The organism is Streptococcus oriscaviae (genome assembly GCF_018137985.1).
In the GTDB taxonomy this organism is placed as follows: Bacteria; Bacillota; Bacilli; order Lactobacillales; family Streptococcaceae; genus Streptococcus; species Streptococcus oriscaviae.
This window is the reverse complement of sequence record NZ_CP073084.1, coordinates 673,572-699,608: the sequence shown is the minus strand read 5'-3', so window position 1 is coordinate 699,608 and position 26,037 is coordinate 673,572. Positions and strand designations below refer to the sequence as shown.

Genomic DNA, 26,037 nt, shown 5'->3' with positions numbered 1-26,037 from the left:
GTGAGGAAGATGATGCATCAGTTTAATCAAACCATGAAGTATTTGGAGACTGTTCTGGATTCGGAAATGGATCCGAAGAAAATCCAGCAGCTGTCTGGCTATCCCTATGCCATGTTCAGCAGAATGTTCTCCATTTTGGCGGATATGACCTTGGCAGAATACCTGAGAAATCGCAGACTTTCGCAAGCTGTCCATGATTTAACCCAAACATCTGCCAAGATTATTGACATCGCTCTAACATATGGCTACGATTCGGCCGATGCCTTTAGTGCGGCCTTCAAAAAGTTTCACGGTGTGACACCTTCTCAGGTCAGAGGCGGAAGTGCCTATAAGGTTTTCCCGCCCCTGCAACTATCCTTGAAAATCACAGGAGGAAAAAATATGGATATCAAAATTGCACAAAAATCAGCCTTTGCTGTGGCTGGCATCCTGCTAGAAGCCATTGACAATAGTCTTTGCCCCTCTGCTTGGAATCAGCTTTTTGAAGAACAGTCTCTTGAAACCTTGGCCAGTCTTGGGAATGGCCAATCTTATGGTATCTGCTCAGATGTCAAAGAAGGGGAAATCATCAATTACATGGCTGGCTATGATGTGACTGATCAGAGAAAAGCCAAAGCACTGGGTCTGACTATCATGGAAATCGAGCCAGCAGAATATGCCATCATCCCAGTTAAAGGTCCTATTCCGGGTTCCATTCATCAAGCTTGGAAGTATGTTTTGGAAGTGTTTTTCCCTGAAACAGGCTATCGCCATTCTGGAGCTCCAGACTTTGAAGTCTATGCAGAAGGAGAGATGGATAGCCCTGACTACGAAATGGAGCTTTGGATTCCCATTGTCAAATAAAGGAAGGAGCGATACACATGCAGCTTTACTACGGGGATATTCCCCTCTGCTATACACATTCGGTGGCCATGGTCCTGCATGCCTGTGGCTATGATTTCCAACCTCCCTATTTGGAAGCCTTGATGGCTATGGGAAACGAGGCAAACTTTCTAAACGATGACCCAAAGCATCCCCTTGTTTTCTTTGACAATGGTGAACCAGATATTTCGATTAGCAACTGTTTACAAATGCTAGGATTTGAATATGACGAACATTACTTGAAACCTTCTGATGAGATGGATGTCGTCAACATAAAAGAAAGCTTGGCTTCTTTATTGAAAAACGGTCCCGTCATTGTCGGTCCTCTGGATATGGGGCATCTGACCTACAACCCCAATCATGGATATCTAAAAGGGGTAGATCATTTTGTCACCATCTATGATTTGATTGGGGATGAACTCTTTCTCCATGACCCAGCCGGCTATCCCTGCATGCAGATGAATTTTACTGATTTCTTGCCCGCCTGGCAGGCAGAATCAATCGCTTATAAGAGAGGTTCCTTTTCCATGTGGGGGAATTTGCTGCGAGTGGAAACTCCAAGTCTAGTGGAGATTTACCATAAACTCTCTCTAACTATGAAAGAGCGCTACGAATCTGGTCAAAGCAATGTGATAGAAGCCTATGCAGACTCTATTCGAAGCCATGGTCTTAATTTGCAACAAAAGCAACTGCATGACTTCTTTTCATTCAGATTAGCATCTGCAAGAAGCAATTATCTGAGTCATTTCCTCCTAAAATACGATCTTGAAAGAGCAGTCTTGAAAGAAAAGATGGCTGACCTGTTCGGGCAGGCACATTTGGCTAGCTTGCGGGAGGATTACACCTCGCTCGCAGACATCCTCCAAGATATTGCACAATTGGATAATCAATTTAAGGAAAAATGTCTACAATACAAGGCGGAGGAAGACATAAAATCTGATAGTAAAAAATAAAACAGGTTTGAGGATATGACCTCAGACCTGTTTTTCGTGCTTATTTTGCTTGTTCGTCCTTAGCAACAACATCTTGTAAGAAGCTGTTGTAATTGTCTTCGTCTTCTTGGTTGTCACGAATAACTTTTGATAGGGTAAAGGAAGAGGAAATCAAACCAACAGACCCCATCAAGTAATAACCCTTGACCATCAATGGTTCTTTTAATGTGTAAAGACCAATCAAAATCAAGGAAACAAAGAAGATAAAGGAACCCCAAGCCATCATGGTAAAGGCGGGTGTGTTGCGATAAACTTTCTTTTTAACTTTGTTCATAAGAAATCTCCTAATTTTATATTTATGCTAATATAGCATACTTTGTTATTTAGGACAAGAACTGGACAAGTAAAAACTGTGACAGCGGAAAACGGATTTGAACGGTTTAGGAACAAGCCCAACCGTTTATTAGAATAACTCTACTAGCAATTTCTTACCAAATATGATACAATGAGCTGTATGTCTATCGGCAAAAATGTGAAAGTGATATGAAAGTATGAGAAAAATCGTAATAAATGGCGGTCGCTCCTTGAAAGGACGAGTGACGGTTAGCGGGGCAAAAAATTCAGTGGTGGCGCTGATTCCTGCAATTATTCTGGCAGATGGAATCGTTACTTTGGACGGTGTGCCAGCCATCTCAGACGTGGATAGTTTGATTGATATTATGGAAACAATGGGGGCCACTGTTACACGTCAGGGTGAAACCCTTGAAATTGACCCAAGAGGTGTGCAAGATATGCCAATGCCGTTTGGGAAAATCAATAGCCTGCGTGCTTCTTACTATTTTTACGGCTCTCTTTTAGGCCGTTTCGGACAGGCAGTTGTCGGTTTGCCGGGTGGTTGCGACTTGGGACCACGACCGATCGACTTGCACCTCAAAGCTTTTGAAGCCATGGGTGCTCGCGTGACCTATGAAGGGCAAAACATGCGTCTTTCTACGGAAGGGCAGCGAATTCATGGAGCCCATATCTACATGGATACAGTCAGTGTTGGAGCAACCATCAATACCATTTTGGCAGCTGTTAAGGCTGAAGGGCGAACGGTTATTGAAAATGCTGCGCGCGAGCCAGAGATTATCGATGTGGCAACTCTTTTGAACAATATGGGAGCCCGCATTCGTGGCGCTGGAACGGACATTATCACTATTGACGGAGTTGAAAACCTTCACGGAACCCGTCATCAGGTTATTCCAGACCGTATTGAAGCTGGCACCTATATAGCTCTTGCAGCTGCTGTCGGCGAAGGAATTCAGATTGACAACGTTCTTTATGAGCACTTGGAAAGCTACATTGCTAAACTCGAAGAGATGGGTGTTCGGATGACGGTTTCGGAAGATGCTGTTTTTGTAGAAAAGCAGGATAAGTTGAAAGCAGTCAGCATCAAGACTTCCCCTTATCCTGGATTTGCGACCGACCTGCAGCAGCCGATTACCCCGCTTCTGTTAAAAGCAACAGGAAGTGGCTACATTACCGATACCATCTATGAGAAACGTGTTGGACATGTCCAAGAATTAGCCAATCTCGGAGCAGACATTCAAACACGGGGGAATCGCATTGCCTACAAGGGTCCAAGTCATCTGAGAGGTACAGCCGTTAAGGCGACTGACCTGCGAGCAGGAGCGGCGATGGTCATTGCAGGCTTGATGGCAGAAGGTCGAACAGAGATTACAAATATCGAGTTCATCCTACGCGGCTATTCCAACATTATTGAAAAGTTGACAGAATTAGGTGCTGACATCCAGCTGGTAGAAGAGTAAGCTCATACCTAGAAACAAAGAAAACAAACTGAGGCTGGAATCATGTGTTCCAGCCTCTTGGTAAGAACGATGACAATTTGGAAAGACTTGGCAGCTTTTGCGACCTTTGAAAGCGACCGCTTGCTGTTTCGCCCCTTCGTTTTTGAAGATGTAAATGATTTTCATGCTATTGTATCCAATCCCTCCAACCTAGCCTTTATCTTTCCTGGAAGTAAGGAAGTTGGGGAGAGTCAGGAAATCTTGGTTCAGCTGTTTATGAAGGCACCGCTTGGAATTTGGGCATTGGAGGATAAGAAAACAAGGCAGATGATAGGCGCTATTCGTCTTGAAAAAATAGATGAAACCAGACGACTGGCAGAGATTGGTTATTTTCTCCATCAAGATTTTTGGGGACAGGGGCTGATGACAGAAGCCTTGAAAAATCTAGTTTATTTATCCTTTGAAGAATTGGGGCTTCAACAGCTGGTTCTTATTGCGCATCTGGAGAACATTGCTAGTCAGCAGGTGGCTCAGAAAGCCGGTTTCAAACTAATACGCCGTTATCGTGGGAGCGATCGTTACAGTCACAAGATGAGGGATTATTGCCAATTTGCTCTCCATAAAAAAGAATTCAGGTTAGAAATGTACGAGGAGTAGAATGATTACGATTAAATCACAAAGAGAAATTGAAGCGATGGATCGGGCAGGAGATGTTCTTGCTAGTATTCATATCGGCCTGCGCAATTTGGTTAAGCCGGGCTTGGACTTGTGGGAAGTTGAAGAGTATGTTCGCAAACGTTGCAAGGAAGAAAATGTCCTTCCCCTGCAAATTGGGGTAGATGGTCATCTCATGGACTATCCTTATGCGACTTGTTGCGGCATTAACGATGAAGTGGCCCACGCCTTTCCACGGCATTACAAATTAAAAGAAGGTGACTTGCTCAAGGTGGACATGGTTTTAAGTGAACCGCTTGACAAGGCTGTATTAGATGTTTCAACATTAAACTTTAACAATGTTGCCTTGATGAAAAAGCACACCCAAACCTATCGTGGTGGTGTGGCGGATTCTTGCTGGGCCTACGCAGTGGGTCAAGTTTCTGAAGAAGTGCAAAAGCTTATGGATGTCACCAAAGAATGCCTTTACCGTGGTATTGAGCAGGCGGTCGTTGGTAATCGAATTGGTGATATTGGTGCAGCAATTCAGGAATACGCTGAAGGACTTGGTTACGGAGTGGTGCGTGACTTGGTTGGCCATGGTGTTGGCCCAACCTTCCATGAGGAGCCTATGGTTCCGCACTATGGAAAAGCAGGCCGTGGCCTTCGCTTGCGTGAAGGCATGGTCTTGACAATCGAGCCGATGATCAATACAGGCACTTGGGAAATTGACACGGATGAAAAGACAGGCTGGGCCCATAAGACCCTTGATGGCGGTTTGTCCTGTCAGTATGAACACCAATTTGTGATTACCAAGGATGGCCCCCGTATCCTGACTAGTCAGGGAGATGAAGGAACTTACTAAGGTTTAAAGGAAAAAGAAGGAGGAGGAAAATGGAGAAACAGACATGGTTTGCCAAGGTTCGCTATTTTTTCTCAACCTTCTTTTCATTTTACCGGTCGGCTGAGTTGGATGTCACAGCGGTAGCAGTAGCCTACTACCTCATCATCTCCATCTTTCCCATATTGATGACACTGGCCAACCTACTGCCTTTTTTAAACATTGATGCAGAGCAATTTTTGCCGATGCTCAAGGATATATTTCCAGAGCAACTCTATCCGAAGGTTTCTAGTTTGGTGATTTCTGTCCTGACCCAACCGTCTAGTTCTTGGTTAGGTTTCTCTATCGCAACGACCCTTTGGACCATTTCTCGGAGTATGACCGTTCTGCAAAAAGCGGTCAATAAGGCCTATGGCGTGGATCGGCACCGGGATTTTATTATCAGTCGAATTGTTGGTATCTTTTTAGGGATTGGCCTTCAGCTTATCATCACCCTCAGTGTTCTGATGATTGCTTTTGGTAAGACCCTGCTTCAAATGCTGCAACGATTCATCCAGTTGGATCAAGGGATTGTAAAAACCCTTATCAATCAGAGTGAGCCTGCTGTCTACCTCTCCCTCTTTCTCTCTCTGCTGATGCTCTATTTTTTCCTGCCTAATGTGCGAATCAAGAAAATCCGTTACATTCTCCCGGGAGCAATTTTTGTCATGGTAGTCATGGGAACGGTGGGCAAGATCTTTGGTTTTTATGTAGAAGTGTACGCCAATCGATTGATTGACTTTCGTTTTGTAACATCGGTCCTCTTTCTGGTTCTCATGCTCTGGTTCATCTTCATGGCCAATGTCCTGATTATGGGAGCGGTATTAAATGCGACTGTCCAGAGCCTGCATGTGGAGGAGTTTCACGCCAGACATGGGGATGTTGTGACGGTGCTCAATCGGATAAAAGCCCGCTTTACAGACATTGATACGGAAACTAATAAAAAATAGGTTGAGCACAACCTATTTTTTATCTTTAAATACAAAAAACTTACTTAGGAAATAGTTGCTGACCATGATGAGAACCTGTCCAATTAAGGCTGCCACCGCATTGACCATTTGAATATTGTTGTTAACAAATTGACCAATCAGTTGAGGGAAACTATCCACTAAGAGCCAGGCAAGTGCTACATCTAAAAATAGAGTTGCCAGGCGTGCAGAGGTAAATTTGACCAGACGTAGGGGCCAGCCCTTAGTCACTTGTTTGAAAACAAAGCGGTCGTTGACCCAAAAAGCAAAGAGGATAGCCAAGGAATTGGCGATTAGCGTGACAGTCACAACATCTGAAATGAGGAAAAAGAGCCCCATTCGGACTGCAAAATAAACGATAGTGGTGGCTACTCCAGCGATTAAGTACAGGACGACTTCATGCTGGAAAAGTTTCATAATACGATTTTTCATGTCTCTAGTCTATCATTTTTTTCAAAAATATGCTATACTTGTCAACGTTGCTGTGTTTGCAGCAACCCTTGGCACTTCCTCCCTTTAGCCAAGCATATTACAAGCGGTATAGCCGCCAAAGGAGAACACATGAAAATAGAAAAACTCACTGCCCGTGATATGACGGACATCGCCCTTGTTGCGGCCATTTATGTGGCCCTGACTCTGACACCCCCACTCAATGCTATTTCCTTCGGAGCCATCCAGTTCCGTCTGTCAGAAATGCTTAATTTTTTAGCCTTCTACAACCGTAAGTACATCATTGGTGTAACTATTGGCTGTATGATTTCTAATCTGATTGGTTTTGGAATTGTGGACCTTTTTGTTGGCGGCCTTTCGACCCTAGTTTTTGTCACACTTGGGGTCATGCTCTTTGAACGTTACCAGAAGGACTATCTTCTGGGCGGTTTGGTCAATAAGGCTTTTCTGTATTTTTCCCTTTTCTTTTCAGCTAGCATGTTCACCATTGCCTTGGAGTTAAAGGTTCTCTACGATTTACCTTTCTTTACAACTTGGCTGACAACAGCGGGGGGAGAATTGCTCTCACTGCTCATAGGAGCTGTTATCATCGACAAATTATCCAAGCATATTGACTTGAAACGTTAAGGTCTATACTGGGAGGCGGCACCGTGAGGTGCTTTTTTCTTATCCGGCATTTCAATTCATCTGAAAGCGTGGTATAATAAAGCCTATGGAAGAAAAATACATGAAAATTGCTCAAGATTTGGGCGTTAGCTTAAAGCAAATTGATACGGTGCTGACCTTGACAGCAGAAGGCAATACCATCCCCTTCATCGCTCGTTACCGCAAAGAGGTGACAGGCAATTTGGATGAGGTAGCCATCAAGTCCATCATTGACCTCGATAAGTCTTTGACAGCTCTAGCTGACCGAAAGGCGACAGTCCTAGCCAAGATTGAAGAACAGGGGAAACTGACAGACCAACTTCGAAAAGCCATTGAAGAAGCTGAAAAGTTGGCAGATGTGGAGGAACTCTATCTGCCTTATAAGGAAAAACGCCGCACTAAGGCAACGGTGGCGCGTGAGGCCGGCCTCTTCCCACTGGTACGTCTTATTTTGCAGAATGTAGCTGATTTAGAAGCTCAAGCGGCGACTTTTATCTGTGAAGGTTTTGATACCGTTGAGTCCTGCTTAGCGGGTGCAGTCGATATTTTGGTGGAAGCTATTTCTGAAGATACCAAGCTTCGTTCGTGGACCTATCATGAAATCCAAACCAATTCCAGCCTTTATTCAGAGTTAAAAGATCAAGCAGCAGATGAGAAGCTGGTCTTCCAGATTTACTATGATTTTTCCGAAAAAGTGGCTAAAATGCAAGGCTATCGAACACTGGCTCTCAACCGTGGAGAGAAAATCGGTGCCTTGAAAGTCGGCTTTGAACACAATCTGGACAAAATTGTCCGTTTCTTTGAAGTGCGTTTCCCGCAGAAAAATGCCTATATCGCAGACGCCATCAACCAGGCGGTTAAGAAGAAAATTATTCCAGCCATGGAGCGTCGCATTCGGACAGAGTTGACGGAAAGTGCAGAAGAAGGGGCTATTGCACTCTTTTCAGATAACCTGCGCAACTTGCTTCTTGTACCGCCTTTAAAAGGAAAAATGGTGCTGGGCTTTGACCCTGCTTTTCGGACAGGTGCCAAGCTGGCAGTGGTGGATCAGACTGGTAAACTCTTGACCACGCAGGTTATTCATCCTGTTAAGCCAGCTTCTCAGTCCCAGATTGCCCAAGCCAAGGAAGAGTTGGCAGCCTTGATTGGTCAGTATCAGGTGGAAATCATTGCCATCGGAAATGGGACGGCCAGTCGGGAATCCGAAGCCTTCGTTGCTGATTTACTCAAGGACTTTCCTGCTGTTTCTTACGTTATCGTCAATGAAAGCGGAGCCTCTGTCTACTCAGCTTCTGAACTGGCTCGAGCAGAGTTTCCAGACCTGACTGTCGAAAAACGCTCTGCTATTTCCATTGCCCGCCGTCTGCAAGACCCTCTGGCTGAGTTGGTCAAAATTGATCCCAAGTCCATCGGTGTCGGCCAGTACCAGCACGATGTCAACCAGAAGCTCCTGTCGGAAAGTCTAGACTTCGTGGTCGACACGGTGGTCAACCAGGTCGGTGTCAATGTCAATACCGCCAGTCCTGCCCTTCTGGCTCATGTGGCTGGTCTCAACAAGACCATTTCGGAAAATATCGTCAAGTATCGTGAGGAGAATGGGGCTTTGACCTCACGTCAGCAACTCAAAAAGGTTCCTCGTTTGGGGGACAAGGCCTTTGAACAGGCCGCCGGTTTCTTGCGGATTCCAAACGGAGTGAACTTTTTGGACAATACTGGCGTGCACCCAGAGTCTTACAAGGCTGTTGAGAACCTACTTGAACTCTTAGACATCGACCACTTAGATGCTGCTGCGCAGGAAAAATTGAAGCAGGTTTCTATCGTTGACACGGCAGAAAAGATTGGTGTCGGTCAGGAAACCTTGAAAGACATCATCGCAGATTTACTCAAGCCCGGTCGTGATTTGCGGGATGACTTTGCGGCACCTGTCCTTCGTCAGGATGTCTTGGACTTCAAAGACCTACAAATCGGTCAGAAGCTGGAAGGTGTTGTCCGCAACGTAGTAGACTTCGGAGCTTTTGTGGACATTGGTATTCATGAAGACGGGCTCATCCACATCTCCAACATGAGCAAGAACTTCATCAAGCACCCAAGCCAAGTGGTTTCTGTCGGTGACTTGGTGACCGTCTGGGTTCATAAACTAGACGAGCAACGTGAGAAGGTCAACTTGACCTTGGTGGCGCCTCGTGAATCTCACTGAGTATGTCAAACAGGTTTCGTTGGGGGACTTTGGTAAGGAATTTCAACATATAGCGGTTTGGAACAGGCGGTTGCGATCAACCGGCGGACGTTTTTTCCCCAAGGACGGTCATTTGGATTTCAATCCCAAGCACTTGGAAGAACAGGGACTAGACATCTTTCGCAAGATTGTCCGTCATGAGCTTTGCCACTATCATCTTTACTTTGAGCAAAAGGGGTATCGGCACGGCGATAAGGACTTCAAGACCCTGCTGGCAGCGGTAGATGGCCTACGCTATGCTCCTCGGCTTGAAGCTGTGAACTACCACCATTATCAGTGCCAAACCTGCGGTCAACCCTATCAGCGCAAACGCAGGGTGGATACTCGTAAATACCGTTGCGGCCGTTGCCGTGGCTCACTTAGACTAAAGAAATAAAGAATCAGTCTTCGGGCTGATTCTTTTGTGCTGAGATATGGTATACTAGAAGGGAATTGAGGTGAGATCATGGCACAGGACCAACAGAAACGGTTGATTGAGTTGTATGAAAAAGGAATCTTAACCAAGGAAGAAGCGCGTGCCTGCTTTTTGGAGCTTGAAGAGAGCCCGGATTTCTTGTTTGTAGAAGAAAAGACCAAGATGACCTTTACCCTGCCTAGTCTCAAAGTCTTTTCATCTTCCAAACTCAAACAGGATTATGTTTTTTCTGACGTTGAATCTCTCTTTATGAGTTTGTCGGAAGGTCGTGTTTCCTTTATGAAAGGAAAGACCGATCAGGTTCAGCTACGGCTGGTCTATCCTCAGCAGGTGGAAGAGACCTTGTTGCCGCAAATCTATGTTGAAAATAAGGGCTTGCACTTTGCCTCCCCCCTCCCTTGTCAGCTGACAGTCATCCTGCCAGACCAATGGATGGCCGTCTTAGAACTTGAGGTTGGTCGGGCGGATGTGAAGTTAGACTACCTGCCATTTGAAGATATTAGCTTGAGAAGCACAACGGATAAGAAACAACAGGATATTCGGATTGCTTCCTTGGGCCAATTCCCTCAACACTTGACCATCCAGTTGAGTCAGGCTCCTATCCATCTCCATGTACCTAAAGAACAGGGAGTCAAGGGGCGGATAGAAGGAGCAGAAGGCAGTGTTTCTGTCAATCGCAAGAAAAAGTCCAGTCCCTATCTCTGTGAAAAGGATGGTAACAACCTACTATACTTGCAGATACGAACAGACAAGAGTCCTTGCACAGTGAAAGGAGTCAAAGATGTTACTCGGATTTTATAAACAGCGTTTGGGTCGAGTTCTAGCCGGAGTGTTGGCAGGGATTTCCGATCGCTTTCATTGGAATGTATCTCTTGTGCGGATTATCTTCGTTGTTATCTGTCTATTGGGGAAAATTGGTCTCCTAGCTATTGCGGCCTATGTTCTTTTGGCGGCTATACTTCCTTTCAAGGAAGATGTCTATGCCGACCGTTACGGAACAGGCCCGCGCAAAATCAAAGACGCAGAGAAGATTCGGAAATAATAACGATTGGTAATAGAGGTCTGAGTGAAATTCTCGGGCCTTTTGTTTTTGAAAGTATCAAGTCCAATCTCATCATCTGCTGCAACTTATGATATAATAGTTTCATAGAAATGAGAGGTAGAAGATGACAGTATACGTCAAGGATTTGATTGACTATGTGCGTGTCGACTGTGCCTATTGCACAGAAGAACTGCTAAAAAAAGAAATAACAACATCAGACATTACCCGACCAGGGCTTGAGATGACCGGCTATTTTGACTATTATTCGCCGGAACGAATCCAGCTGATTGGGATGAAGGAATGGTCTTACCTGATGGCCATGACCTCCCATAACCGTTATCAGGTTTTGTGTCAGATGTTCCAACCTGAAACCCCTGTTGTCATTGTAGCCAGAGGTCTAGCGATTCCTGAGGAGATGTTTCAGGCTGCCAAGGAAAAGGAAATTGCTATTTTCCAGAGCAGAACGGCCACCAGCCGCCTATCAGGAGAGATTTCATCCTATCTGGATACTCGACTAGCCCAACGAACTAGTGTTCATGGCGTTCTTATGGACATCTACGGCATGGGAGTTCTAATCCAAGGAGATTCAGGGATTGGTAAGAGTGAGACTGGCTTAGAGCTAGTCAAACGGGGCCATCGCTTGGTGGCAGACGACCGAGTGGATGTTTATGCCAAGGATGATGTTACCCTCTGGGGAGAACCGGCAGAAATCCTTCGCCACCTCCTTGAAATCCGTGGGGTAGGTATTATTGACGTCATGAGTTTATACGGTGCCAGTGCAGTTAAGGATTCATCGGAAGTCCAGTTGGCAGTTTATCTGGAATATTACGAAAAAGATAAGGTGTTTGACCGCTTGGGCAACAGCAATGATTCGATTGAAATTGCAGGAATTCAGCTTCCTCAAATCCGCATTCCTGTGAAGACAGGACGGAACATCTCCGTCGTTATTGAAGCGGCAGCCATGAACTATCGGGCTAAAAAGATGGGATTTGATGCAACCAAGAGCTTTGAGGAACGCCTAGCCAGCCTCATCCAGACCAATAAAGAATCGGAGGACAAGTAATGGATCCGATTGCACTGAAACTTGGTCCACTAGAGATTCGCTGGTACGCCCTCTGTATATTGGTAGGTCTCGTTCTAGCTGTATACCTGTCTGCCAAAGAAGCCCCTCGCAGACGCATTAGAGAAGACGATGTGTATGATTTTATCCTCATCGCCTTTCCATTGGCCATTCTAGGAGCGCGTCTTTACTATGTCGCTTTTAGTTGGGAGTCCTACAAAGATAATCTGCTAGCTATTTTTGCCATTTGGAATGGTGGAATTGCCATTTACGGAGGCTTGCTGGCTGGTTTTGCGGTATTAGTTTTCTTTACCCGGCATCGCTTTATCAATACCTGGGACTTCTTAGATATTGCAGCTCCGTCGGTGATGATTGCTCAGGCTATCGGTCGCTGGGGGAATTTCTTCAATCAAGAAGCTTATGGAGAAGCAGTTGCCCACTTAGATTATCTGCCAGCCTTTATTCGCGACCAGATGTATATTGACGGTAGTTACCGAACCCCGACCTTCCTCTACGAATCCTTGTGGAACCTGATTGGTTTTATCCTCATCTGCATTCTCAGAAGGCGGCCACGTCTACTCAAGCAAGGGGAGATTACCTGTTTTTATCTTGTCTGGTATGGCACAGGGCGCTTTTTCATTGAAGGGATGCGAACAGATAGCCTGATGTTCTTAGGCTTGCGCGTATCTCAGTGGCTGTCTGCCCTACTGGTTATTTTAGGGCTCGGCTTAATTTTTTACAGACGGAAACAAGCTACCATACCTTACTATCAATCATAAGAAATGGAGATTACTATGATTATTGAAGTATCAGTCCTCATCATTGCACTGGCTCTTGCAGCTGTTGCAGTTTATCTGGTCTTGCTGTTGAAAAAGTTATCAATTATCGCAGACGAAGCCCAGCAGACACTCAAGGTGTTAACCAGTGATGTCAATGTCACCCTCTATCAAACCAACGAACTCTTGGCTAAAACCAATGTCTTGGTTGAAGATGTCAATAAAAAGGTTTCTACCCTTGACCCGCTCTTTGTTGCTGTGGCTGATCTTTCTGAATCCGTTTCGGATCTCAATGCTTCCGCGCGTGATTTGACAGTCAAGGCCAAGAACGCTGGGAAAAATACGATAAAAGCAGGCGGCGTCCTGTCCGCACTTAACTTATTTTCATCCATCTTAGGAAAGAAAGGAGAATAACATGGTCAAAAAATCAAGTATTTTTACAAGTATCCTTTTAGGAGCAGCAGGAGGAGCGGCAGCAGCAGTCTTCCTAGCTTCCAAGACTGGGAAGGCAGTCAAGGAAAAAGTAGTTCATTTTGCTCGAGATTACAAGGAAAATCATGAAGAAATCAATGCGGACTTAATCAACAAGGCACAGGACCTTGGCAAACACGCGGTAGATCGCTATGAAGAAGTCAAGAGCCAGTTTGAGTCAGGTGAACTGACGGTTGATGACTTGGTTCAATCTGGCAAAGAAAAAGCGCAGGTTGTCAAGGAACAGTCGCTTGAAAAATTTGAGCAGATTAAGGAAAAGATGGCAGAACAAAATTTGTCTACGGCAGATCTTTTTGCATCCATCAAAGAAAAAATGGCTGGTCATAAGCCTGCCACAGAAGAAAACATCAACCAAGAAGTTATCGAAATTGACTATACAGGTCAAGTAAGCTCCCAGCCGGAACAAGAAGAAGTAGCTGCTGATCTAGCTGATTCAGAAGAAAATCCAGCATAAGCCAAAAAACACTGATAGACGCGCTATCAGTGTTTTTTGGTCATCGAATAAGAGGGGAGTCGATTCCCCTCTTATTTGCGGCGTTTTTTCTGTTTGATTTGTTTGTACTTTCTTCTCATAAGAGCCTGCACTAAACGCAAGCCAATAAAGCCTGTAACGATTGCCATCAAAAAGGCAATGAATACAGGGATCTGGAAAGAAAGGTAGATATAAGCAGCCATCACAGTGATGATACTAAATAGGACAATGTTAACAAAAAATAACAGTTCTTTCAGTCGTTCTTTATGTGGATTGCTGGCTTGATAGGTTTGGTAAGTGGCCTGTTTCTCTTTCGGGAGGGAGTTCTCATACGGGTGGGTGTCAGGCCGATATTGTCTAAGTGCCATATCGTCTCCTTTTATGCCCTATAAGCATACCATAACATTGCTGTTTTTTTGTGTCAGTTACATTACAATACTGTTACAAGAAAATGAGAAAAGTCTGAACATTAAAGTGGTTTTAGACCTTAAAAATAGTTTGTTTTTTTGATATAATAATCTTTATGGGAAAAATTATCATTACAGCAACAGCTGAAAGCATTGAACAAGTAAAAGAACTTTTAGAAGCTGGTGTGGACCGGATTTATGTTGGGGAAGCAGACTATGGTTTGCGCCTTCCGACCAATTTTTCTTATGATGAACTGAGAGAGATTGCCCGTCTAGTCCATGCGGCAGGAAAAGAGCTGACCGTGGCCGCTAACGCTCTTATGCACCAAGACATGATGGATGCCATTAAACCCTTTATGGAATTGATGAAGGAGATTGGAGTAGACTATCTGGTGGTCGGAGATACTGGTGTCTTCTACATCAACAAGCGCGATGGGTATAACTTTAAGCTCATTTATGATACATCGGTTTTTGTCACCTCTAGCCGCCAAATCAATTTTTGGAAGGACCATGGTGCTGTGGAGGCTGTTTTAGCGCGTGAAATTCCTTCGGTGGAGCTTTTTGAAATTGCTAAAAATCTTGAAATGCCTGCTGAGATTCTCGTCTATGGCGCTTCTGTCATTCACCATTCCAAACGGACTCTCCTGCAAAACTACTATAATTTTACGAAGGCTGATGAAACAGACCTATCAAAAGAGCGCGGTTTATTCTTGGCAGAGCCCTCAGATCCAGACAGCCATTATTCTATTTTTGAAGACAAGCATGGTACCCATATCTTCATCAACAATGACATCAGCATGATGACCAAGCTGCTGGAGTTGGCTGAACATGGCTACCGCAACTGGAAATTAGATGGTATCTATTGCCCAGGACCCAACTTTGTAGCCATTGCCAAATTGTTTGTCCAGGCCCGGGATTTGATTGAAAAGGGGCAATTTAGTAATGACCAGGCCTTTTTGCTGGAAGAAGAAGTGCGCAAACTCCATCCAGCTGAGCGTGGTTTGGATACAGGATTCTACGATTACGACAAGGATAAGGTAAAATAAGCATGTCAAAAACATTGAAACGTCCCGAGGTTCTCTCGCCTGCGGGAACTTTGGAAAAACTAAAGGTGGCAATTGACTACGGCGCGGATGCTGTCTTCGTTGGCGGTCAGGCTTACGGTTTGCGGAGCCGGGCGGGGAATTTCACCATGGATGAGATGCGTGAAGGGATTGATTATGCCCATGCACGCGGAGCCAAAGTCTATGTGGCAGCCAATATGGTCACCCATGAAGGCAATGAAGAAGGAGCAGGAGCCTGGTTCCGCGAATTGCGCGATATGGGCTTGGACGCAGTTATTGTGTCAGATCCGGCCTTAATCGTAATTTGTGCAACGGAAGCTCCTGGACTTGAAATTCACTTGTCTACTCAAGCTTCTTCCACCAATTACGAGACCTTTGAATTTTGGAAAGAATTAGGATTGACCCGTGTGGTGCTGGCGCGTGAGGTAACCATGAAAGAGGTGGCCGAAATTCGCAAGCGGACCGATGTTGAAATTGAAGCCTTTGTCCATGGAGCCATGTGTATTTCCTATTCAGGTCGCTGTGTTCTCTCCAACCACATGAGCAATCGCGATGCCAACCGCGGTGGCTGCTCCCAGTCCTGCCGCTGGAAGTACAATCTCTATGACTTGCCATTTGGCGACGAAAGACGTTCAATCAAAGGCCAGGTTCCAGAAGAATTTTCCATGTCTGCCGTCGATATGTGTATGATTGACCACATTCCAGATATGATTGAAAATGGAGTGGATAGCCTGAAAATCGAGGGTCGGATGAAATCCGTCCACTATGTATCAACGGTGACCAACTGTTATAAGGCGGCTGTTGATGCCTATCTGGAAAGTCCTGAGAAATTTGAAGCCATTAAGCAGGACTTGATTGATGAGATGTGGAAGGTGGCCCAGCGCGAGTTGGCAACAGGTTTCTATTACAGCCCGCCAAGTGAGAATGAGCAGCTTTTTGGAGCGCGTCGCAAAATTCCAGAGTACAAATTCATCGCAGAAGTGGTAGCTTTTGATAAGGAAACCATGACCGCAACGATTCGCCAGCGCAATGTTATCAACGAAGGCGATAAGGTGGAGTTCTACGGCCCAGGTTTCCGCCATTTTGAAACAACCATCAACAACCTCCACGATTCCAATGGAGAAAAGATCGAACGGGCCAATAAGCCAATGGAACTGTTGACAATTCGTTTGGATAAAGAAGTTTATCCAGGGGATATGGTGCGTTCCTGTCAATCCGGTTTGATCAATCTCTACAAAGAGAATGGCACTTCTATGACGATTCGAGCATAAAGAAAACGACCGTCTGGTCGTTTTTTGCTAGTTTTTTTGCCGTTGGGATTGTCGTATACTGTCAGGAACTAGGGAAATTCGCTTAATATCTCTCATGCGGATGATACTGGTGACACTTTTTTTGAAGTTTTTCAAAATGAGTTGCTGGCGCTTGTCATCCCATTTTACAATATCTCCTGTAAAGCTCTTGTTGCCATAAATCACATGAACAGCAGCTTTTTTGTAGAGGGCTAGTTGGATGGTATTAAGCAAATCCTTTTTTTCGTCAGGTTTATCGGACACATCCGGTTGGGAATTGCCCAAAAAACGATTGATGTGTTGCAATAGAACCTGAAGAAATTCTTTCATGACTGGTTATTTCCTTTCATACCTGATATAATAATCATAGCGAATTTTAGAGAAAAAGACAAGTTTTCTCGAATAGAAAGAGTAGGAGGGAATATGGCAGAATTTACATTTGAAATTGAAGAAAAACTCTTGGTCCTGTCTGAGAATGAGAAAGGTTGGACCAAGGAACTCAATCGCGTTTCCTTTAACGGAGCGCCAGCTAAGTACGATATTCGTACTTGGAGTCCAGACCATACTAAGATGGGAAAGGGAATTACTCTTTCCAATGAAGAGTTTCAGGTTTTGCTGGATGCTTTTCGTAATCAATAAGAAGAAGCAGGGGGCTCCCTGCTTTTATGCTTTGAAGTATGTGATGTCCTTTAAGACAGGCTTTAAGAAGCGGTGAGCCAAAGTGATGATTGCAATTTTGAACAAGTCCGGCAGGACAAACGGAAGGACTGTCCAGGCTAAACTATCTGTCCAGCTAGCTCCTGTTACAAACTTGAATACGACAAAACCTAGTAGGAAACAGAGGCTGTCACCTATTAGATTAGCCAAGAATACTTTTGCAAGAGAGGAGTTTGGCTTGGTTAAGATGGAGGTTACAGTTGCAAAGAGGAGGAAACCCCAAAGAAAGCCAGCAGTCGGGCTGAAGAGAGCAGCAAAACCACCGGAAAAACCAGCAAAGACTGGAAGACCAAGCGCTCCAAGAAGCAAGTAGATAAGGATGCTCAAGATAGCTTCTTTAGGCTTGAAACTTGTAGCAATGAGACCGATAGCGAGAGTTTGTAGGGTAAATGGCACCAAGCCGATGGAGAGGGTAACTTGAGAAAGGGCTGCGATTAAAGCGGCTCCTAAAGCTACATAGATAATGGTTTGTATGTTGTTTTTTTGCATGATTGTTATCCTTTATTATTTAGTAGGGTAACTAAGAGTATAGGGAATTTTGAGGAAAAAGTCAAATCCTTTCAATCGGCTGTCACAGGTCATTAAGAAAATCTATCACGGCTATAAAAATTTTATATGAGATTTTACATAAATAAAAGAGAACCAACAAGGAGCTTCTATGATAGAATAAGTATATCCTCTATGAATGAGATAATTGGTTTCACAGATGAGATTAAGTTGGTCAAACCGATTGTTAGAATGGGTTGACTATTTATTATGCCCCCCGGGGCCGTAGCCATTTTCCAGATTTTAAGTCCGGGTTGGCTACGGTATTTCAAAGCTATAAAAAACTTGCCCCAACAGGCAAGTTTTTTTGCATCTTATCTCATGGTTACAAATTCTTCAGAACCCGTTGGGTGAATGGCCACAGTAGCGTCAAAGTCTGCCTTGGTGGCTCCCATCTTCATTGCAACAGCAAAGCCTTGAATCATTTCATCTACCCCATAACCGATACCGTGAAGACCAACCACTTGTTCTTCGGGTCCAAGAGTAACCAGTTTAAATTTGGCTACTTGGCGGTTGTCAGCTAAAGCAGTATACATGGAGGTGAAGCTGGAGGTGTAGCATGTCACAGCTTCTGCACCGTAGGTAGCTACCGCTTCTTTTTCTGTCAAACCAACTGTACCAATAGCGGGGTGAGAAAAGACGACTGTCGGGATTTGACGATAGTCCATCTTGGCATCTGGCTTGTGGTTGAAGAGGCGTTCTGACAGCAGGCGACCAGCCTTGATAGCCACAGGTGTCAGCTCTTTTTCACCAGTAACATCTCCTAGGGCGTAGATTCCTGGAACTACAGTTTCTTGAAAATCATTGACAGCAATATGGCCGGACGGTGTTAAGGTAACACCAGCAGCCTCCAGATTTAACCCTTCAGTATTGGGTTTTCGTCCGATTGCCCAAAGGACTTGTTCGGCGACATGGCTGCTTCCGTCTTCAAAATAGATGCGAACGAGGCCCTCTTTTGTTTTTTCCAAGCGGCTTGGTATCTTGTGGGTATGAAGAGGGAGCTGGGTGCGTTCCATTTCTTCTATCAGGGCTTCGACAATATAGGAGTCAAAGCTGCGCAGAGGGGCTTCCTTGCGGACAAAAAGGTCTGTTTGAACTCCTAGACCATGAAGAAGGCCAGCCATTTCGACAGCAATATAGCCAGCCCCAATCACGGCAACGGAAGCGGGGAGCTCTTCCCAGGCAAATACATCGTCAGATACAACTCCGAGTTCCTTTCCGGGAACTTCAGGAATGATGGGACGGGCTCCAGTGGCAATAAGGATATGATCAGCGGTCAGCAGCTCACCATTCACTTCTAGCGTATGAGCATCAACGAAACGAGCAAAACCGGCAATGGTTTCAACGCCATTGCGTTTGAAGGTGTTGGTATAGGAAGAGCGAGAGCGTTCGATATAGGCTTCTCGATTTTTTCGTAACTGAGCAAAGTCAAACTGGATGTTTTGTGCAGAAAATCCATAGTCAGAGCCGTAGTGGTGGAAGGTTTCTGCTACTCCGGAAGCATACCACATGATTTTTTTAGGAACGCAGCCGACATTGACACAGGTACCACCAAGGTGATGTCCTTCGATAACTGCGGCCTTGGCTCCGTGTTCAGCTGCGCGGTTCATGCTAGCAATTCCCCCGCTTCCTCCTCCGATTGCGATAATATCAAATTTTCTAACCATAATTTCTACCTTTTCTTTTTTTATTATTTTATCGAAAATGCAAAATTCCTGCAAAAATCCGCTACGCTAGTCAAACTTACAAAATTGTAAGCCGTAAATCTTGGTTTTTGGATGCTATTTTTTTTTATTTTTTTGTAAGATAGTGACATAAATACTTGCAATTTGTTTTGTATTGATGTATTATTTAGATAACACAAGAAAATAATGTCTGTGTATAAGAAAAGGAGAAGTATATGTTTAAGTCAAAGAAAGCTAAGATTGCTTTGTTCTCAGGTATAGGTCTTGTAGCAGTAGCCCTGGTGTTGGCCGCACTGCTTTTGAATCCGAATAGTTCTCAGTCTACAACGGATACGGAAGTTGGTCTAACATACACAGTTGCTAAAGAAGGTTCGATTGCGTCAGCCACTCTGTTGTCAGGAACGGTTTCAGCGGCTGAAGAGCAGTATGTCTACTACGATGGCTCTAAGGGTGATTTGGAAACAGTCTATGTTGGTCAAGGGGATCAAGTTCAGGTTGGAACTCCTCTGGTAAAATACGATACCAGTGAGTTGCAGGCAACTTATGACACAGCTGTTCGGGCGCGGGATAAGGTTGCCCGTCAGATTCATGATTTGAAAACCAACGGTCAAACAGTTACCATGACTGGAGATGAAGCAACAGACAACAGCAATGTGGCTTCAACGCAGCGCAGTGTAGACATGCAGTTGCAAGACTTGAATGATTCTTACGCAGACGCTCAAGCCAATGTAGATAAGGCAGCTGCTGCTTTGAATGAAGCGACTGTAACCAGCACAGTTGTGGGGACAGTGGTTGAGGTCAACAAATCGGTATCTCGCTCCAACACCAGCACCAACCAGACGGTAGTACATGTGGTGAACCAAGGCAGCCTTCAGATTACTGGCAGTTTGACTGAGTACGATTTGGCTAATATAGCTGTTGATCAGGAAGTGAAGATTACTTCTAAAGTCTATCCAGAACAATCTTGGACTGGTAAGATTAGCTACATTTCTAACTATCCAGAGGGCTCACAAGCAGCGGCTGTGACGGGTACATCTGGCAACTCAGGTTCTAAATATCCATTTAAAGTAGCATTGACCAGCGAAGTGGGGCCTTTGAAGCAAGGATTTAGCGTCAATATTGAAGTTGTTAACACAAGTAAATCTATTCTTGTTCCTGTAACGGCAGTGGTTGCAGAAGAAGAGAAGAATTATGTTTGGACTATTGTAGATGGCAAGGCTAAGAAAGTGGAAGTAACACTAGGAAGTGCTGATGCAACCAACCAAGAAGTGACAGCTGGTCTCACAGTAGGGGATCAGGTTATCACGATTCCAAATGACAGCCTAGAAGATGGAAAAGAGGTTGAGGCCTATGAAGAACCAACTAATTAAGCTGTCAGGCATCAACAAAAGCTATCGCAATGGAGATCAGGAACTCCGCGTTCTCAAAGATATTGACCTAGAAGTCGAAGAAGGAGAATTTCTTGCCATCATGGGGCCTTCTGGCTCAGGTAAGTCAACCTTGATGAACATTATTGGTTTATTGGACAGGGCAAGCTCTGGAAACTATGTCTTGGATTATACCGAGGTCAGTCAATTATCAGAGAAAAAATTAGCCCAAGTCCGTAACAACCAAATCGGCTTTGTCTTTCAACAGTTCTTTTTGCTGGCCAAGCTCAATGCCCTTCAAAATGTTGAACTTCCCTTGATTTACGCGGGTGTTCCGACAGGAAAACGCAGAGATTTGGCCAAGCAGTACTTGGAAAAAGTTGAATTAGGTGAGCGGATGACCCACCTTCCATCAGAGTTATCTGGTGGGCAAAAGCAGCGGGTGGCGATTGCTAGGGCTTTGGTCAATTCCCCTTCTATTATTCTGGCAGATGAACCGACAGGAGCTTTGGATACCAAGACTGGCCAACAAATCATGGAGCTTTTGACAGAGCTAAATGAAGAAGGCAAGACCATTATCATGGTTACTCACGAGCCGGAGATTGCAGCCTATGCTAAACGAACCATCGTGTTGCGGGATGGCATCATCACAGAAGATCGTCGCAAGGAGGGGGTATAATGGAAAATTGGAAATTCGCCCTCAAATCCATCCTGGCTCACAAGATGCGTTCTCTGTTGACCATGTTGGGGATTATCTTTGGTGTGGCGGCCGTCGTTGTTATCATGGCAATGGGAAATGGGATGAAAAATTATTTTGAAGACTCGCTGGCGGGTGATCAAAAAAATGTCAATGTCTATTTCTCTAACTATGTCGAAACAGAAGCTTCTTCAGGGATGTTTGGTTCCGCCTATTACGCAGAGCCAGTAGATGAAGCAGAGCCAGATCTGACCAGCCCTATCTTGCAAGGCTTGTTGGACATCGATGGGGTTGAAAACTACTATACGAGCAATTCAACCATGGCGGAACTCAGTTTTGGAAATAAAAAAGCTGAGAATGTCAATATCACAGGTGTCAGTCAAACCTTCTTTGATATCAAACAGTATGATATTTTAGCCGGGCGCAAATTCACGGCGAATGACTATGCGCAATTCTCACGCATTATCATGCTGGACAAGGCCTTGGCTGAAAAACTATTCGGCTCAATCGAAGCCTCTCTCAATCAAACAGTTAGTCTGCAAAACAACGCTTATCTGGTTGTTGGTGTCTATAAGGATCCCAATGCAGGTTCGGCCCTTTATGGGATGAACTCAGGCGGAAATGCCGTCATGACCAATACGCAATTAGCAGCCGAGAGCGGTATGAAGGAACACTCGTCCATCTACGTCCATGTGGCGGATGTCAGTCGAGCTTCCGAAGTCGGAAGGGCAGCGGCAGACTATTTGACAAGGGCGACTGGCTTGAGAGAAGCACGCTACGATATCTACGACTTATCTAGCATGCTGGATCAAATCAATCAGCAGTTGTCTGCAATGACTCTCTTTATCGGATCAGTAGCAGGTGTCTCCCTGCTGGTTGGTGGTATCGGGGTGATGAACATCATGTTGGTATCGGTGACCGAGCGGACTCGAGAAATCGGCTTGCGTAAGGCATTGGGTGCGACCAGAGGGAATATCTTAATGCAGTTTTTGATTGAAGCCATTGTCTTAACTAGCTTGGGTGGTTTGATTGGTCTGGTCTTGGCTCAGGGGGTTGTTTATCTCTTCAACATTATGCAAATCCTCGGCCCTGAAATCAAGTCCTCCATCTCACTACCTGTCGTACTAGGCAGCATGGCCTTCTCAGCCTTTGTTGGTATCGTCTTTGGTGTCCTTCCAGCTAATAAGGCTTCCAAACTGGATCCAATTGAAGCCCTTCGATATGAGTAAGTAATCTTTTTCCTTACTGAGGAGGTTAGTATGAAACGTTTCTTATATGCACTAGTTGCTTTCTTAAGTGTGACTTTACTTGCTAGTTGTTCAAGTACTTTTAGTCAGCAGTCGAATCAGGAAAAACAGACCATTACAGTTTATGACGAAAATGATGAAAAAATTCTTGAAACCACAGACACAGCCGTCTTGGAGAAATTTTCTGACTACGCTAGTCAAAACACCGTCGAAGGATTGGAAGTGTTTGATGCCGTTCCAAACGATGCTCAACTAGCCTACCGTTTTATCCTCAAAGGCCAATCGAAATACGAAATCACGATGGAGATTTATCAGAATTATGATTTACTATCCATTAAAGATTTACCAATTCTAGGCGACCTTCAGCTGAAACTAACCAAGGAAGAAGCTGAATGGTTTCGGACACCTGAGAAATGGGAATAAAATAGAAGACTCGGCTATGGCTGAGTCTTTTTTGCGCTCAGATAAGCAGATTTCTTGTATATATTACTAATTAGTGATAAAATACAATCATAAAGAATAAAGGAGTCACTATCATGGTAGAATTAGGTATTTCAACATTTGGAGAAACAACGCCTCTGGAACAGACAGGAGAAGTCTACTCCCACGATGAGCGGATCCGCCAGCTGGTAAAGGAAATCGAGCTAGCAGATGCGGTGGGTCTGGATGTCTATGGAATTGGAGAGCATCACCGAGAAGATTTTGCGGTGTCTGCACCTGAAATTGTTCTGGCAGCAGGGGCCGTCAATACCAAGCAGATCAAGCTGACATCGGCAGTTTCCATCTTGTCCTCTATGGATCCAGTAAGGCTCTACCAGCAGTATACAACCATCGACGCCTTGTCCAATGGACGTGCGGAGATTATGGCTGGGCGAGGCTCCTTTACCGAGTCTTTCCCCCTATTTGGTTATGACCTCAAGGATTATGAGGAGTTGTTTGATGAAAAGCTAGACATGCTCTTGGAGATTGACAAGGCAACCAATCTGAAGTGGGAAGGCAAGTTTACCCAGTCTGTTGATAATAAACCCGTATATCCGCGTCCTGTTCAGGATGATTTTCCAATTTGGGTCGCAACAGGGGGGCATGTAGAGTCCAGTATCAAAATTGCTAAGCTAGGTTTGCCGATTGTCTATGCCATCATTGGAACGGCACCTAAGCACTTCAAACCGTTGGTAGATGCTTATCGTAAGGTAGCTAGAAACGCTGGTCATTCTCCAGAAAAAACCAAGGTGGCTGTTCATTCATGGGGTTGGATAGCGGATGACCATGACAAGGCTGTGGCTGATTATTTCCATCCTACCAAGGTGATGACAGACAACATCGCAAAAGATCGCCCGCACTGGTCGCAGATGACCAAGGGCCAATACCTTCACTCTCTGACAGATGCTGGGTCAACCATTGTTGGAGATCCGCAGCATGTGGCACAAAAGATTATCCAGACGATTGAAACCCTAGATCTGGATCGCTTCTTCCTCCATCTGCCAATCGGCTCCATGCCGCATGAGGATGTTCTTCGTGCCATCGAACTCTACGGAAAAGAAGTAGCACCGATTGTCAGAAATTACTTTGCAAATAAGGAGAGCAATAAGGCGTAATCCTTTGTTGTTCGAGTACCAGACCGGCTGTTCAGCCGGTTTTTTGATAAAAGAAAAGAACCGCACCCAGTCGCTAGAAACGTTTGAGGTGCGGTTCACGAGGCTAAGGAGTGAGTAGTTGTTTTTGAACCAGAGTGTATTCGGATGTTTGGTCAATGATTTGGAAGCCTTCGTTGAGAAAGAGGGCAAGCGAGGGATTATCAAGGCCAATGGAATCTTGGAGTTGAGAAATTCCGGCGGAGAGGGCTGCTTGACAAAGCAATCGAAGTCCTTGCCTGCCATAACCCTTGCCACGGTACTGGGCTGGGATAATATAGTGAACTGAATAAAGGTTAGGACATCGTTAAGTCTCTTTGATGAACTCCAGTTCTATCTGCATCAACTTGCCTTGTCCTATTCCTTTCTCAATTCACTATAATATCAGCCAGATAGGCCTGAAAATCAGCATCATAATAGTAAGCCACTTCTCCAACAAAGAGTTGGCTTTCTGTGTCAAGAAGATAGCGGTAGAAGTGCTTGTTTTCGTGCTGAATAAGCCAATGAGTGTACCACTTTTGCCAACTATATTCTGGGAAGGGAATGGTTCCTCCCCAAGCTTGATTATAGGCCATGGTTTCTGGGTCAGCCATGAATTGTTGACGAAACCAGTGGTCTGTTAATTGGGTTTGTACAGTTTAAGCATGCTTGGATTCCTTATCTGTGAGATGGGAAGTTTTTTCAGCGATATAGTCCAGCTTGGCCTGGCGCTTTTTGCGTTTAAAGAGGGCTTCTGCACTCATGGCCTCTTGCTTGCTAGAAAAAGGCTCACAGTAAAGCAGGCTGACTGGAAGTCGGCTACGGGTATATTTGGCTCCCTTGCCCTGATTATGTGTCAGTAGGCGCTTGTCCAAATCAGTGGTATAGCCGGTGTAGAGACTGCCATCTGCGCATTTCAAGACATAAAAGTAGGCCTTATTTTCCATAATAAATCTCCCGGATTTCGGAGGTGTAGGCGCCGTTTTCCTCATGAACGATGAGAGGAGGCAGGATTTTGAGTCCGGTGGTTGAACCATCTTTGAGAGCCTCGATGAGGAGCATATTGGCTTCTTTGCTGGCCTTGGGGTAGACAAATTGGACTTTCTTTGGTGCCAGTTTGTACTTTTTGAGGGTTTCAAGGATGTCCAGGAAGCGGTCTGGTCGATGCACCATAGCCAGTCGGCCATTGGACTTGAGTACCTGCTGGGCCACCTGACAAATGTTGTCCAAATTGGTCGCAATTTCATGGCGGGCTAGGAGGTAGTGTTGGCTATCGTTGAGGTTCGAGGTTTCGTCCACCTTGAAATAGGGTGGGTTGCAGAGGATGAGATCTACCTGAGACCGCTCGATGTGGTCGGTCAGATTGGCCAAATCATCATTGATGACGCTCACTTGATCCTCTAAGGCGTTGAGGGTGATCGACCGGCGGTTCATGTCTGCCAAGCGTTCTTGCAATTCAACCTGAATAATCTTTGCCTTGGTTCTGGTCGCGGCAAAGAGACCGACCGCTCCGTTTCCGCTGCACAAATCCACCACTAGGCTGGTCTTTGCTGGGATATTTGGAAAACGAGAAAGTAGCACGCTGTCGATGGAATAACTGAACACTTCTCTATTTTGAATAATCTTGATATTGGAGGAAAACAGCTGGTCAATCCGCTCTCCCTGAAGTAGTTGATAATTCTGCATAGGAACATTATAGCACAATGTGACAGCGGATGCCCAACACTTTTCTGCA

Annotated in this window: 33 protein-coding genes and 1 riboswitch; of the genes, 24 read left to right on the top strand and 9 right to left on the bottom strand. The window is 45.0% G+C overall.

The window, feature by feature from the left end:
- Positions 1-9: 9 nt before the first annotated feature.
- On the top strand, positions 10-843 hold the full coding sequence (locus INT76_RS03450; RefSeq protein WP_212572223.1) for an AraC family transcriptional regulator: 834 nt from the start codon (positions 10-12) through the stop codon (positions 841-843).
- Positions 844-860: 17 nt separating this feature from the next.
- Positions 861-1,814, top strand: coding sequence for a DNA repair protein RadC (locus INT76_RS03445; RefSeq protein ID WP_212572221.1), 954 nt, complete (start codon positions 861-863; stop codon positions 1,812-1,814).
- A 40-nt stretch (positions 1,815-1,854) separates the two neighbouring features.
- Here the strand turns inward: INT76_RS03445 and INT76_RS03440 are convergent, their stop codons facing one another.
- Positions 1,855-2,127: a YiaA/YiaB family inner membrane protein gene (locus tag INT76_RS03440; RefSeq protein WP_024382836.1), complete on the bottom strand. Its 273-nt coding sequence runs from the start codon at positions 2,125-2,127 to the stop codon at positions 1,855-1,857.
- 217 nt (positions 2,128-2,344) lie between these two features.
- On the opposite strand from INT76_RS03440, the gene murA reads away from it, so the two are divergent.
- From murA to INT76_RS03420, 4 genes are all read left to right on the top strand, one after another.
- Positions 2,345-3,604 carry a UDP-N-acetylglucosamine 1-carboxyvinyltransferase gene (murA, locus tag INT76_RS03435; RefSeq protein WP_212572219.1) on the top strand — a complete coding sequence of 420 codons (1,260 nt, stop codon included), beginning with the start codon at positions 2,345-2,347 and terminating at the stop codon, positions 3,602-3,604.
- Positions 3,605-3,673: 69 nt separating this feature from the next.
- Positions 3,674-4,240: a GNAT family N-acetyltransferase gene (locus INT76_RS03430; RefSeq protein ID WP_212572217.1), complete on the top strand. Its 567-nt coding sequence runs from the start codon at positions 3,674-3,676 to the stop codon at positions 4,238-4,240.
- Position 4,241: 1 nt separating this feature from the next.
- Positions 4,242-5,102, top strand: coding sequence for a methionyl aminopeptidase (locus tag INT76_RS03425; RefSeq protein WP_212572215.1), 861 nt, complete (start codon positions 4,242-4,244; stop codon positions 5,100-5,102).
- 29 nt (positions 5,103-5,131) lie between these two features.
- On the top strand, positions 5,132-6,067 hold the full coding sequence (locus tag INT76_RS03420; protein ID WP_212572213.1) for a YihY/virulence factor BrkB family protein: 936 nt from the start codon (positions 5,132-5,134) through the stop codon (positions 6,065-6,067).
- Between the two features lie 12 nt (positions 6,068-6,079).
- Here the strand turns inward: INT76_RS03420 and INT76_RS03415 are convergent, their stop codons facing one another.
- Positions 6,080-6,517, bottom strand: a complete 438-nt coding sequence (locus INT76_RS03415; RefSeq protein ID WP_212572211.1) for a GtrA family protein — start codon at positions 6,515-6,517, stop codon at positions 6,080-6,082.
- Positions 6,518-6,545: 28 nt separating this feature from the next.
- A riboswitch (PreQ1 riboswitch) is annotated at positions 6,546-6,649 on the top strand.
- On the opposite strand from INT76_RS03415, the gene INT76_RS03410 reads away from it, so the two are divergent.
- The 9 genes from INT76_RS03410 to INT76_RS03370 all read left to right on the top strand — a co-directional run bounded on the left by INT76_RS03410 (position 6,647) and on the right by INT76_RS03370 (position 13,655).
- Positions 6,647-7,162: a QueT transporter family protein gene (locus tag INT76_RS03410; RefSeq protein ID WP_212572209.1), complete on the top strand. Its 516-nt coding sequence runs from the start codon at positions 6,647-6,649 to the stop codon at positions 7,160-7,162. Its footprint overlaps the riboswitch before it by 3 nt.
- 85 nt (positions 7,163-7,247) lie before the next feature.
- Entirely contained in the window at positions 7,248-9,377 is a 2,130-nt protein-coding gene (locus INT76_RS03405) for a Tex family protein (protein ID WP_212572207.1), read from the top strand.
- Positions 9,364-9,792, top strand: coding sequence for a SprT family protein (locus tag INT76_RS03400; RefSeq protein ID WP_212572205.1), 429 nt, complete (start codon positions 9,364-9,366; stop codon positions 9,790-9,792). The genes INT76_RS03405 and INT76_RS03400 overlap by 14 nt, the downstream gene beginning before the upstream one ends.
- A gap of 69 nt (positions 9,793-9,861) precedes the next feature.
- Entirely contained in the window at positions 9,862-10,632 is a 771-nt protein-coding gene (locus INT76_RS03395; RefSeq protein ID WP_212572203.1) for a hypothetical protein, read from the top strand.
- Positions 10,613-10,873, top strand: coding sequence for a PspC domain-containing protein (locus INT76_RS03390; protein ID WP_212572201.1), 261 nt, complete (start codon positions 10,613-10,615; stop codon positions 10,871-10,873). Before INT76_RS03395 ends, INT76_RS03390 begins: the two co-directional genes overlap by 20 nt.
- 124 nt (positions 10,874-10,997) lie before the next feature.
- Positions 10,998-11,936 carry an HPr(Ser) kinase/phosphatase gene (hprK, locus tag INT76_RS03385; RefSeq protein ID WP_212572199.1) on the top strand — a complete coding sequence of 313 codons (939 nt, stop codon included), beginning with the start codon at positions 10,998-11,000 and terminating at the stop codon, positions 11,934-11,936.
- On the top strand, positions 11,936-12,712 hold the full coding sequence (lgt, locus tag INT76_RS03380) for a prolipoprotein diacylglyceryl transferase (RefSeq protein WP_212572197.1): 777 nt from the start codon (positions 11,936-11,938) through the stop codon (positions 12,710-12,712). Before hprK ends, lgt begins: the two co-directional genes overlap by 1 nt.
- 15 nt (positions 12,713-12,727) lie before the next feature.
- Positions 12,728-13,123 (top strand): DUF948 domain-containing protein, encoded by a 396-nt coding sequence (locus tag INT76_RS03375; protein WP_212572195.1) that lies wholly within the window; start codon positions 12,728-12,730, stop codon positions 13,121-13,123.
- A gap of 1 nt (position 13,124) precedes the next feature.
- Entirely contained in the window at positions 13,125-13,655 is a 531-nt protein-coding gene (locus INT76_RS03370; RefSeq protein ID WP_212572193.1) for a YtxH domain-containing protein, read from the top strand.
- Positions 13,656-13,726: 71 nt separating this feature from the next.
- Here INT76_RS03370 and INT76_RS03365 read toward each other — a convergent pair whose 3' ends face one another.
- On the bottom strand, positions 13,727-14,041 hold the full coding sequence (locus tag INT76_RS03365) for a DUF3270 domain-containing protein (protein ID WP_212572191.1): 315 nt from the start codon (positions 14,039-14,041) through the stop codon (positions 13,727-13,729).
- A 155-nt stretch (positions 14,042-14,196) separates the two neighbouring features.
- On the opposite strand from INT76_RS03365, the gene INT76_RS03360 reads away from it, so the two are divergent.
- Together INT76_RS03360 and INT76_RS03355 are read left to right on the top strand one after the other, a co-directional pair.
- Positions 14,197-15,126, top strand: a complete 930-nt coding sequence (locus tag INT76_RS03360) for a peptidase U32 family protein (RefSeq protein ID WP_212572189.1) — start codon at positions 14,197-14,199, stop codon at positions 15,124-15,126.
- A gap of 2 nt (positions 15,127-15,128) precedes the next feature.
- Entirely contained in the window at positions 15,129-16,415 is a 1,287-nt protein-coding gene (locus INT76_RS03355) for a peptidase U32 family protein (protein WP_212572187.1), read from the top strand.
- A 27-nt stretch (positions 16,416-16,442) separates the two neighbouring features.
- Here the strand turns inward: INT76_RS03355 and INT76_RS03350 are convergent, their stop codons facing one another.
- Positions 16,443-16,763 carry a hypothetical protein gene (locus INT76_RS03350; RefSeq protein ID WP_212572185.1) on the bottom strand — a complete coding sequence of 107 codons (321 nt, stop codon included), beginning with the start codon at positions 16,761-16,763 and terminating at the stop codon, positions 16,443-16,445.
- 93 nt (positions 16,764-16,856) lie between these two features.
- On the opposite strand from INT76_RS03350, the gene INT76_RS03345 reads away from it, so the two are divergent.
- Complete coding sequence (locus tag INT76_RS03345) at positions 16,857-17,072, top strand: YdbC family protein (protein WP_212572177.1); 216 nt, start codon at positions 16,857-16,859, stop codon at positions 17,070-17,072.
- Between the two features lie 24 nt (positions 17,073-17,096).
- On the opposite strand, the gene INT76_RS03340 is transcribed toward INT76_RS03345, so the two are convergent.
- Positions 17,097-17,639, bottom strand: a complete 543-nt coding sequence (locus INT76_RS03340; RefSeq protein WP_212572175.1) for a biotin transporter BioY — start codon at positions 17,637-17,639, stop codon at positions 17,097-17,099.
- Between the two features lie 371 nt (positions 17,640-18,010).
- The gene (gene gorA, locus INT76_RS03335; RefSeq protein WP_212572173.1) at positions 18,011-19,363 is read right to left on the bottom strand and encodes a glutathione-disulfide reductase; all 1,353 of its coding nucleotides are present in this window, start codon (positions 19,361-19,363) and stop codon (positions 18,011-18,013) included.
- A gap of 233 nt (positions 19,364-19,596) precedes the next feature.
- Between gorA and INT76_RS03330 the strand changes: the two genes are divergently transcribed.
- The 6 genes from INT76_RS03330 (at position 19,597) to INT76_RS03305 (ending at position 24,612) form a co-directional block, all read left to right on the top strand.
- On the top strand, positions 19,597-20,751 hold the full coding sequence (locus INT76_RS03330) for an efflux RND transporter periplasmic adaptor subunit (RefSeq protein WP_212572171.1): 1,155 nt from the start codon (positions 19,597-19,599) through the stop codon (positions 20,749-20,751).
- The gene (locus INT76_RS03325; protein WP_212572169.1) at positions 20,732-21,427 is read left to right on the top strand and encodes an ABC transporter ATP-binding protein; all 696 of its coding nucleotides are present in this window, start codon (positions 20,732-20,734) and stop codon (positions 21,425-21,427) included. The genes INT76_RS03330 and INT76_RS03325 overlap by 20 nt, the downstream gene beginning before the upstream one ends.
- Complete coding sequence (locus tag INT76_RS03320; RefSeq protein ID WP_212572167.1) at positions 21,427-22,674, top strand: ABC transporter permease; 1,248 nt, start codon at positions 21,427-21,429, stop codon at positions 22,672-22,674. The genes INT76_RS03325 and INT76_RS03320 overlap by 1 nt, the downstream gene beginning before the upstream one ends.
- A gap of 30 nt (positions 22,675-22,704) precedes the next feature.
- Positions 22,705-23,115, top strand: coding sequence for a hypothetical protein (locus tag INT76_RS03315; protein WP_212572165.1), 411 nt, complete (start codon positions 22,705-22,707; stop codon positions 23,113-23,115).
- A 113-nt stretch (positions 23,116-23,228) separates the two neighbouring features.
- Positions 23,229-24,287: an LLM class flavin-dependent oxidoreductase gene (locus INT76_RS03310; RefSeq protein ID WP_212572163.1), complete on the top strand. Its 1,059-nt coding sequence runs from the start codon at positions 23,229-23,231 to the stop codon at positions 24,285-24,287.
- Positions 24,288-24,411: 124 nt separating this feature from the next.
- Positions 24,412-24,612, top strand: coding sequence for a hypothetical protein (locus INT76_RS03305; RefSeq protein WP_212572161.1), 201 nt, complete (start codon positions 24,412-24,414; stop codon positions 24,610-24,612).
- A gap of 79 nt (positions 24,613-24,691) precedes the next feature.
- Here INT76_RS03305 and INT76_RS03300 read toward each other — a convergent pair whose 3' ends face one another.
- The 3 genes from INT76_RS03300 to INT76_RS03290 are packed head-to-tail and all read right to left on the bottom strand — an operon-like array spanning position 24,692 to position 25,988.
- Positions 24,692-24,916, bottom strand: coding sequence for a hypothetical protein (locus tag INT76_RS03300; RefSeq protein WP_212572160.1), 225 nt, complete (start codon positions 24,914-24,916; stop codon positions 24,692-24,694).
- A 45-nt stretch (positions 24,917-24,961) separates the two neighbouring features.
- Entirely contained in the window at positions 24,962-25,249 is a 288-nt protein-coding gene (locus tag INT76_RS03295; protein ID WP_212572158.1) for a GIY-YIG nuclease family protein, read from the bottom strand.
- The gene (locus tag INT76_RS03290; RefSeq protein WP_212572156.1) at positions 25,239-25,988 is read right to left on the bottom strand and encodes a tRNA1(Val) (adenine(37)-N6)-methyltransferase; all 750 of its coding nucleotides are present in this window, start codon (positions 25,986-25,988) and stop codon (positions 25,239-25,241) included. The genes INT76_RS03295 and INT76_RS03290 overlap by 11 nt, the downstream gene beginning before the upstream one ends.
- Positions 25,989-26,037 lie beyond the last annotated feature (49 nt).

Excerpts from the sequence above, each read along its gene's own strand:
- INT76_RS03300 (WP_212572160.1), bottom strand. The coding sequence starts at position 24,916 with ATGGCTGACCCAGAAACCATGGCCTATAATCAAGCTTGGGGAGGAACC.
- INT76_RS03320 (WP_212572167.1), top strand. The coding sequence starts at position 21,427 with ATGGAAAATTGGAAATTCGCCCTCAAATCCATCCTGGCTCACAAGATG.
- hprK (WP_212572199.1), top strand. The coding sequence starts at position 10,998 with ATGACAGTATACGTCAAGGATTTGATTGACTATGTGCGTGTCGACTGT.
- INT76_RS03405 (WP_212572207.1), top strand. The coding sequence starts at position 7,248 with ATGGAAGAAAAATACATGAAAATTGCTCAAGATTTGGGCGTTAGCTTA.
- INT76_RS03430 (WP_212572217.1), top strand. The coding sequence starts at position 3,674 with ATGACAATTTGGAAAGACTTGGCAGCTTTTGCGACCTTTGAAAGCGAC.
- INT76_RS03325 (WP_212572169.1), top strand. The coding sequence starts at position 20,732 with ATGAAGAACCAACTAATTAAGCTGTCAGGCATCAACAAAAGCTATCGC.
- INT76_RS03365 (WP_212572191.1), bottom strand. The coding sequence starts at position 14,041 with ATGGCACTTAGACAATATCGGCCTGACACCCACCCGTATGAGAACTCC.
- INT76_RS03450 (WP_212572223.1), top strand. The coding sequence starts at position 10 with ATGATGCATCAGTTTAATCAAACCATGAAGTATTTGGAGACTGTTCTG.
- INT76_RS03295 (WP_212572158.1), bottom strand. The coding sequence starts at position 25,249 with ATGGAAAATAAGGCCTACTTTTATGTCTTGAAATGCGCAGATGGCAGT.
- INT76_RS03350 (WP_212572185.1), bottom strand. The coding sequence starts at position 16,763 with ATGAAAGAATTTCTTCAGGTTCTATTGCAACACATCAATCGTTTTTTG.
- INT76_RS03395 (WP_212572203.1), top strand. The coding sequence starts at position 9,862 with ATGGCACAGGACCAACAGAAACGGTTGATTGAGTTGTATGAAAAAGGA.
- INT76_RS03415 (WP_212572211.1), bottom strand. The coding sequence starts at position 6,517 with ATGAAAAATCGTATTATGAAACTTTTCCAGCATGAAGTCGTCCTGTAC.
- INT76_RS03310 (WP_212572163.1), top strand. The coding sequence starts at position 23,229 with ATGGTAGAATTAGGTATTTCAACATTTGGAGAAACAACGCCTCTGGAA.
- gorA (WP_212572173.1), bottom strand. The coding sequence starts at position 19,363 with ATGGTTAGAAAATTTGATATTATCGCAATCGGAGGAGGAAGCGGGGGA.
- murA (WP_212572219.1), top strand. The coding sequence starts at position 2,345 with ATGAGAAAAATCGTAATAAATGGCGGTCGCTCCTTGAAAGGACGAGTG.
- INT76_RS03340 (WP_212572175.1), bottom strand. The coding sequence starts at position 17,639 with ATGCAAAAAAACAACATACAAACCATTATCTATGTAGCTTTAGGAGCC.
- INT76_RS03420 (WP_212572213.1), top strand. The coding sequence starts at position 5,132 with ATGGAGAAACAGACATGGTTTGCCAAGGTTCGCTATTTTTTCTCAACC.
- INT76_RS03445 (WP_212572221.1), top strand. The coding sequence starts at position 861 with ATGCAGCTTTACTACGGGGATATTCCCCTCTGCTATACACATTCGGTG.
- INT76_RS03330 (WP_212572171.1), top strand. The coding sequence starts at position 19,597 with ATGTTTAAGTCAAAGAAAGCTAAGATTGCTTTGTTCTCAGGTATAGGT.
- INT76_RS03360 (WP_212572189.1), top strand. The coding sequence starts at position 14,197 with ATGGGAAAAATTATCATTACAGCAACAGCTGAAAGCATTGAACAAGTA.
- INT76_RS03440 (WP_024382836.1), bottom strand. The coding sequence starts at position 2,127 with ATGAACAAAGTTAAAAAGAAAGTTTATCGCAACACACCCGCCTTTACC.
- INT76_RS03370 (WP_212572193.1), top strand. The coding sequence starts at position 13,125 with ATGGTCAAAAAATCAAGTATTTTTACAAGTATCCTTTTAGGAGCAGCA.
- INT76_RS03355 (WP_212572187.1), top strand. The coding sequence starts at position 15,129 with ATGTCAAAAACATTGAAACGTCCCGAGGTTCTCTCGCCTGCGGGAACT.
- INT76_RS03315 (WP_212572165.1), top strand. The coding sequence starts at position 22,705 with ATGAAACGTTTCTTATATGCACTAGTTGCTTTCTTAAGTGTGACTTTA.
- INT76_RS03390 (WP_212572201.1), top strand. The coding sequence starts at position 10,613 with ATGTTACTCGGATTTTATAAACAGCGTTTGGGTCGAGTTCTAGCCGGA.
- INT76_RS03290 (WP_212572156.1), bottom strand. The coding sequence starts at position 25,988 with ATGCAGAATTATCAACTACTTCAGGGAGAGCGGATTGACCAGCTGTTT.
- INT76_RS03345 (WP_212572177.1), top strand. The coding sequence starts at position 16,857 with ATGGCAGAATTTACATTTGAAATTGAAGAAAAACTCTTGGTCCTGTCT.
- INT76_RS03375 (WP_212572195.1), top strand. The coding sequence starts at position 12,728 with ATGATTATTGAAGTATCAGTCCTCATCATTGCACTGGCTCTTGCAGCT.
- INT76_RS03425 (WP_212572215.1), top strand. The coding sequence starts at position 4,242 with ATGATTACGATTAAATCACAAAGAGAAATTGAAGCGATGGATCGGGCA.
- INT76_RS03410 (WP_212572209.1), top strand. The coding sequence starts at position 6,647 with ATGAAAATAGAAAAACTCACTGCCCGTGATATGACGGACATCGCCCTT.
- lgt (WP_212572197.1), top strand. The coding sequence starts at position 11,936 with ATGGATCCGATTGCACTGAAACTTGGTCCACTAGAGATTCGCTGGTAC.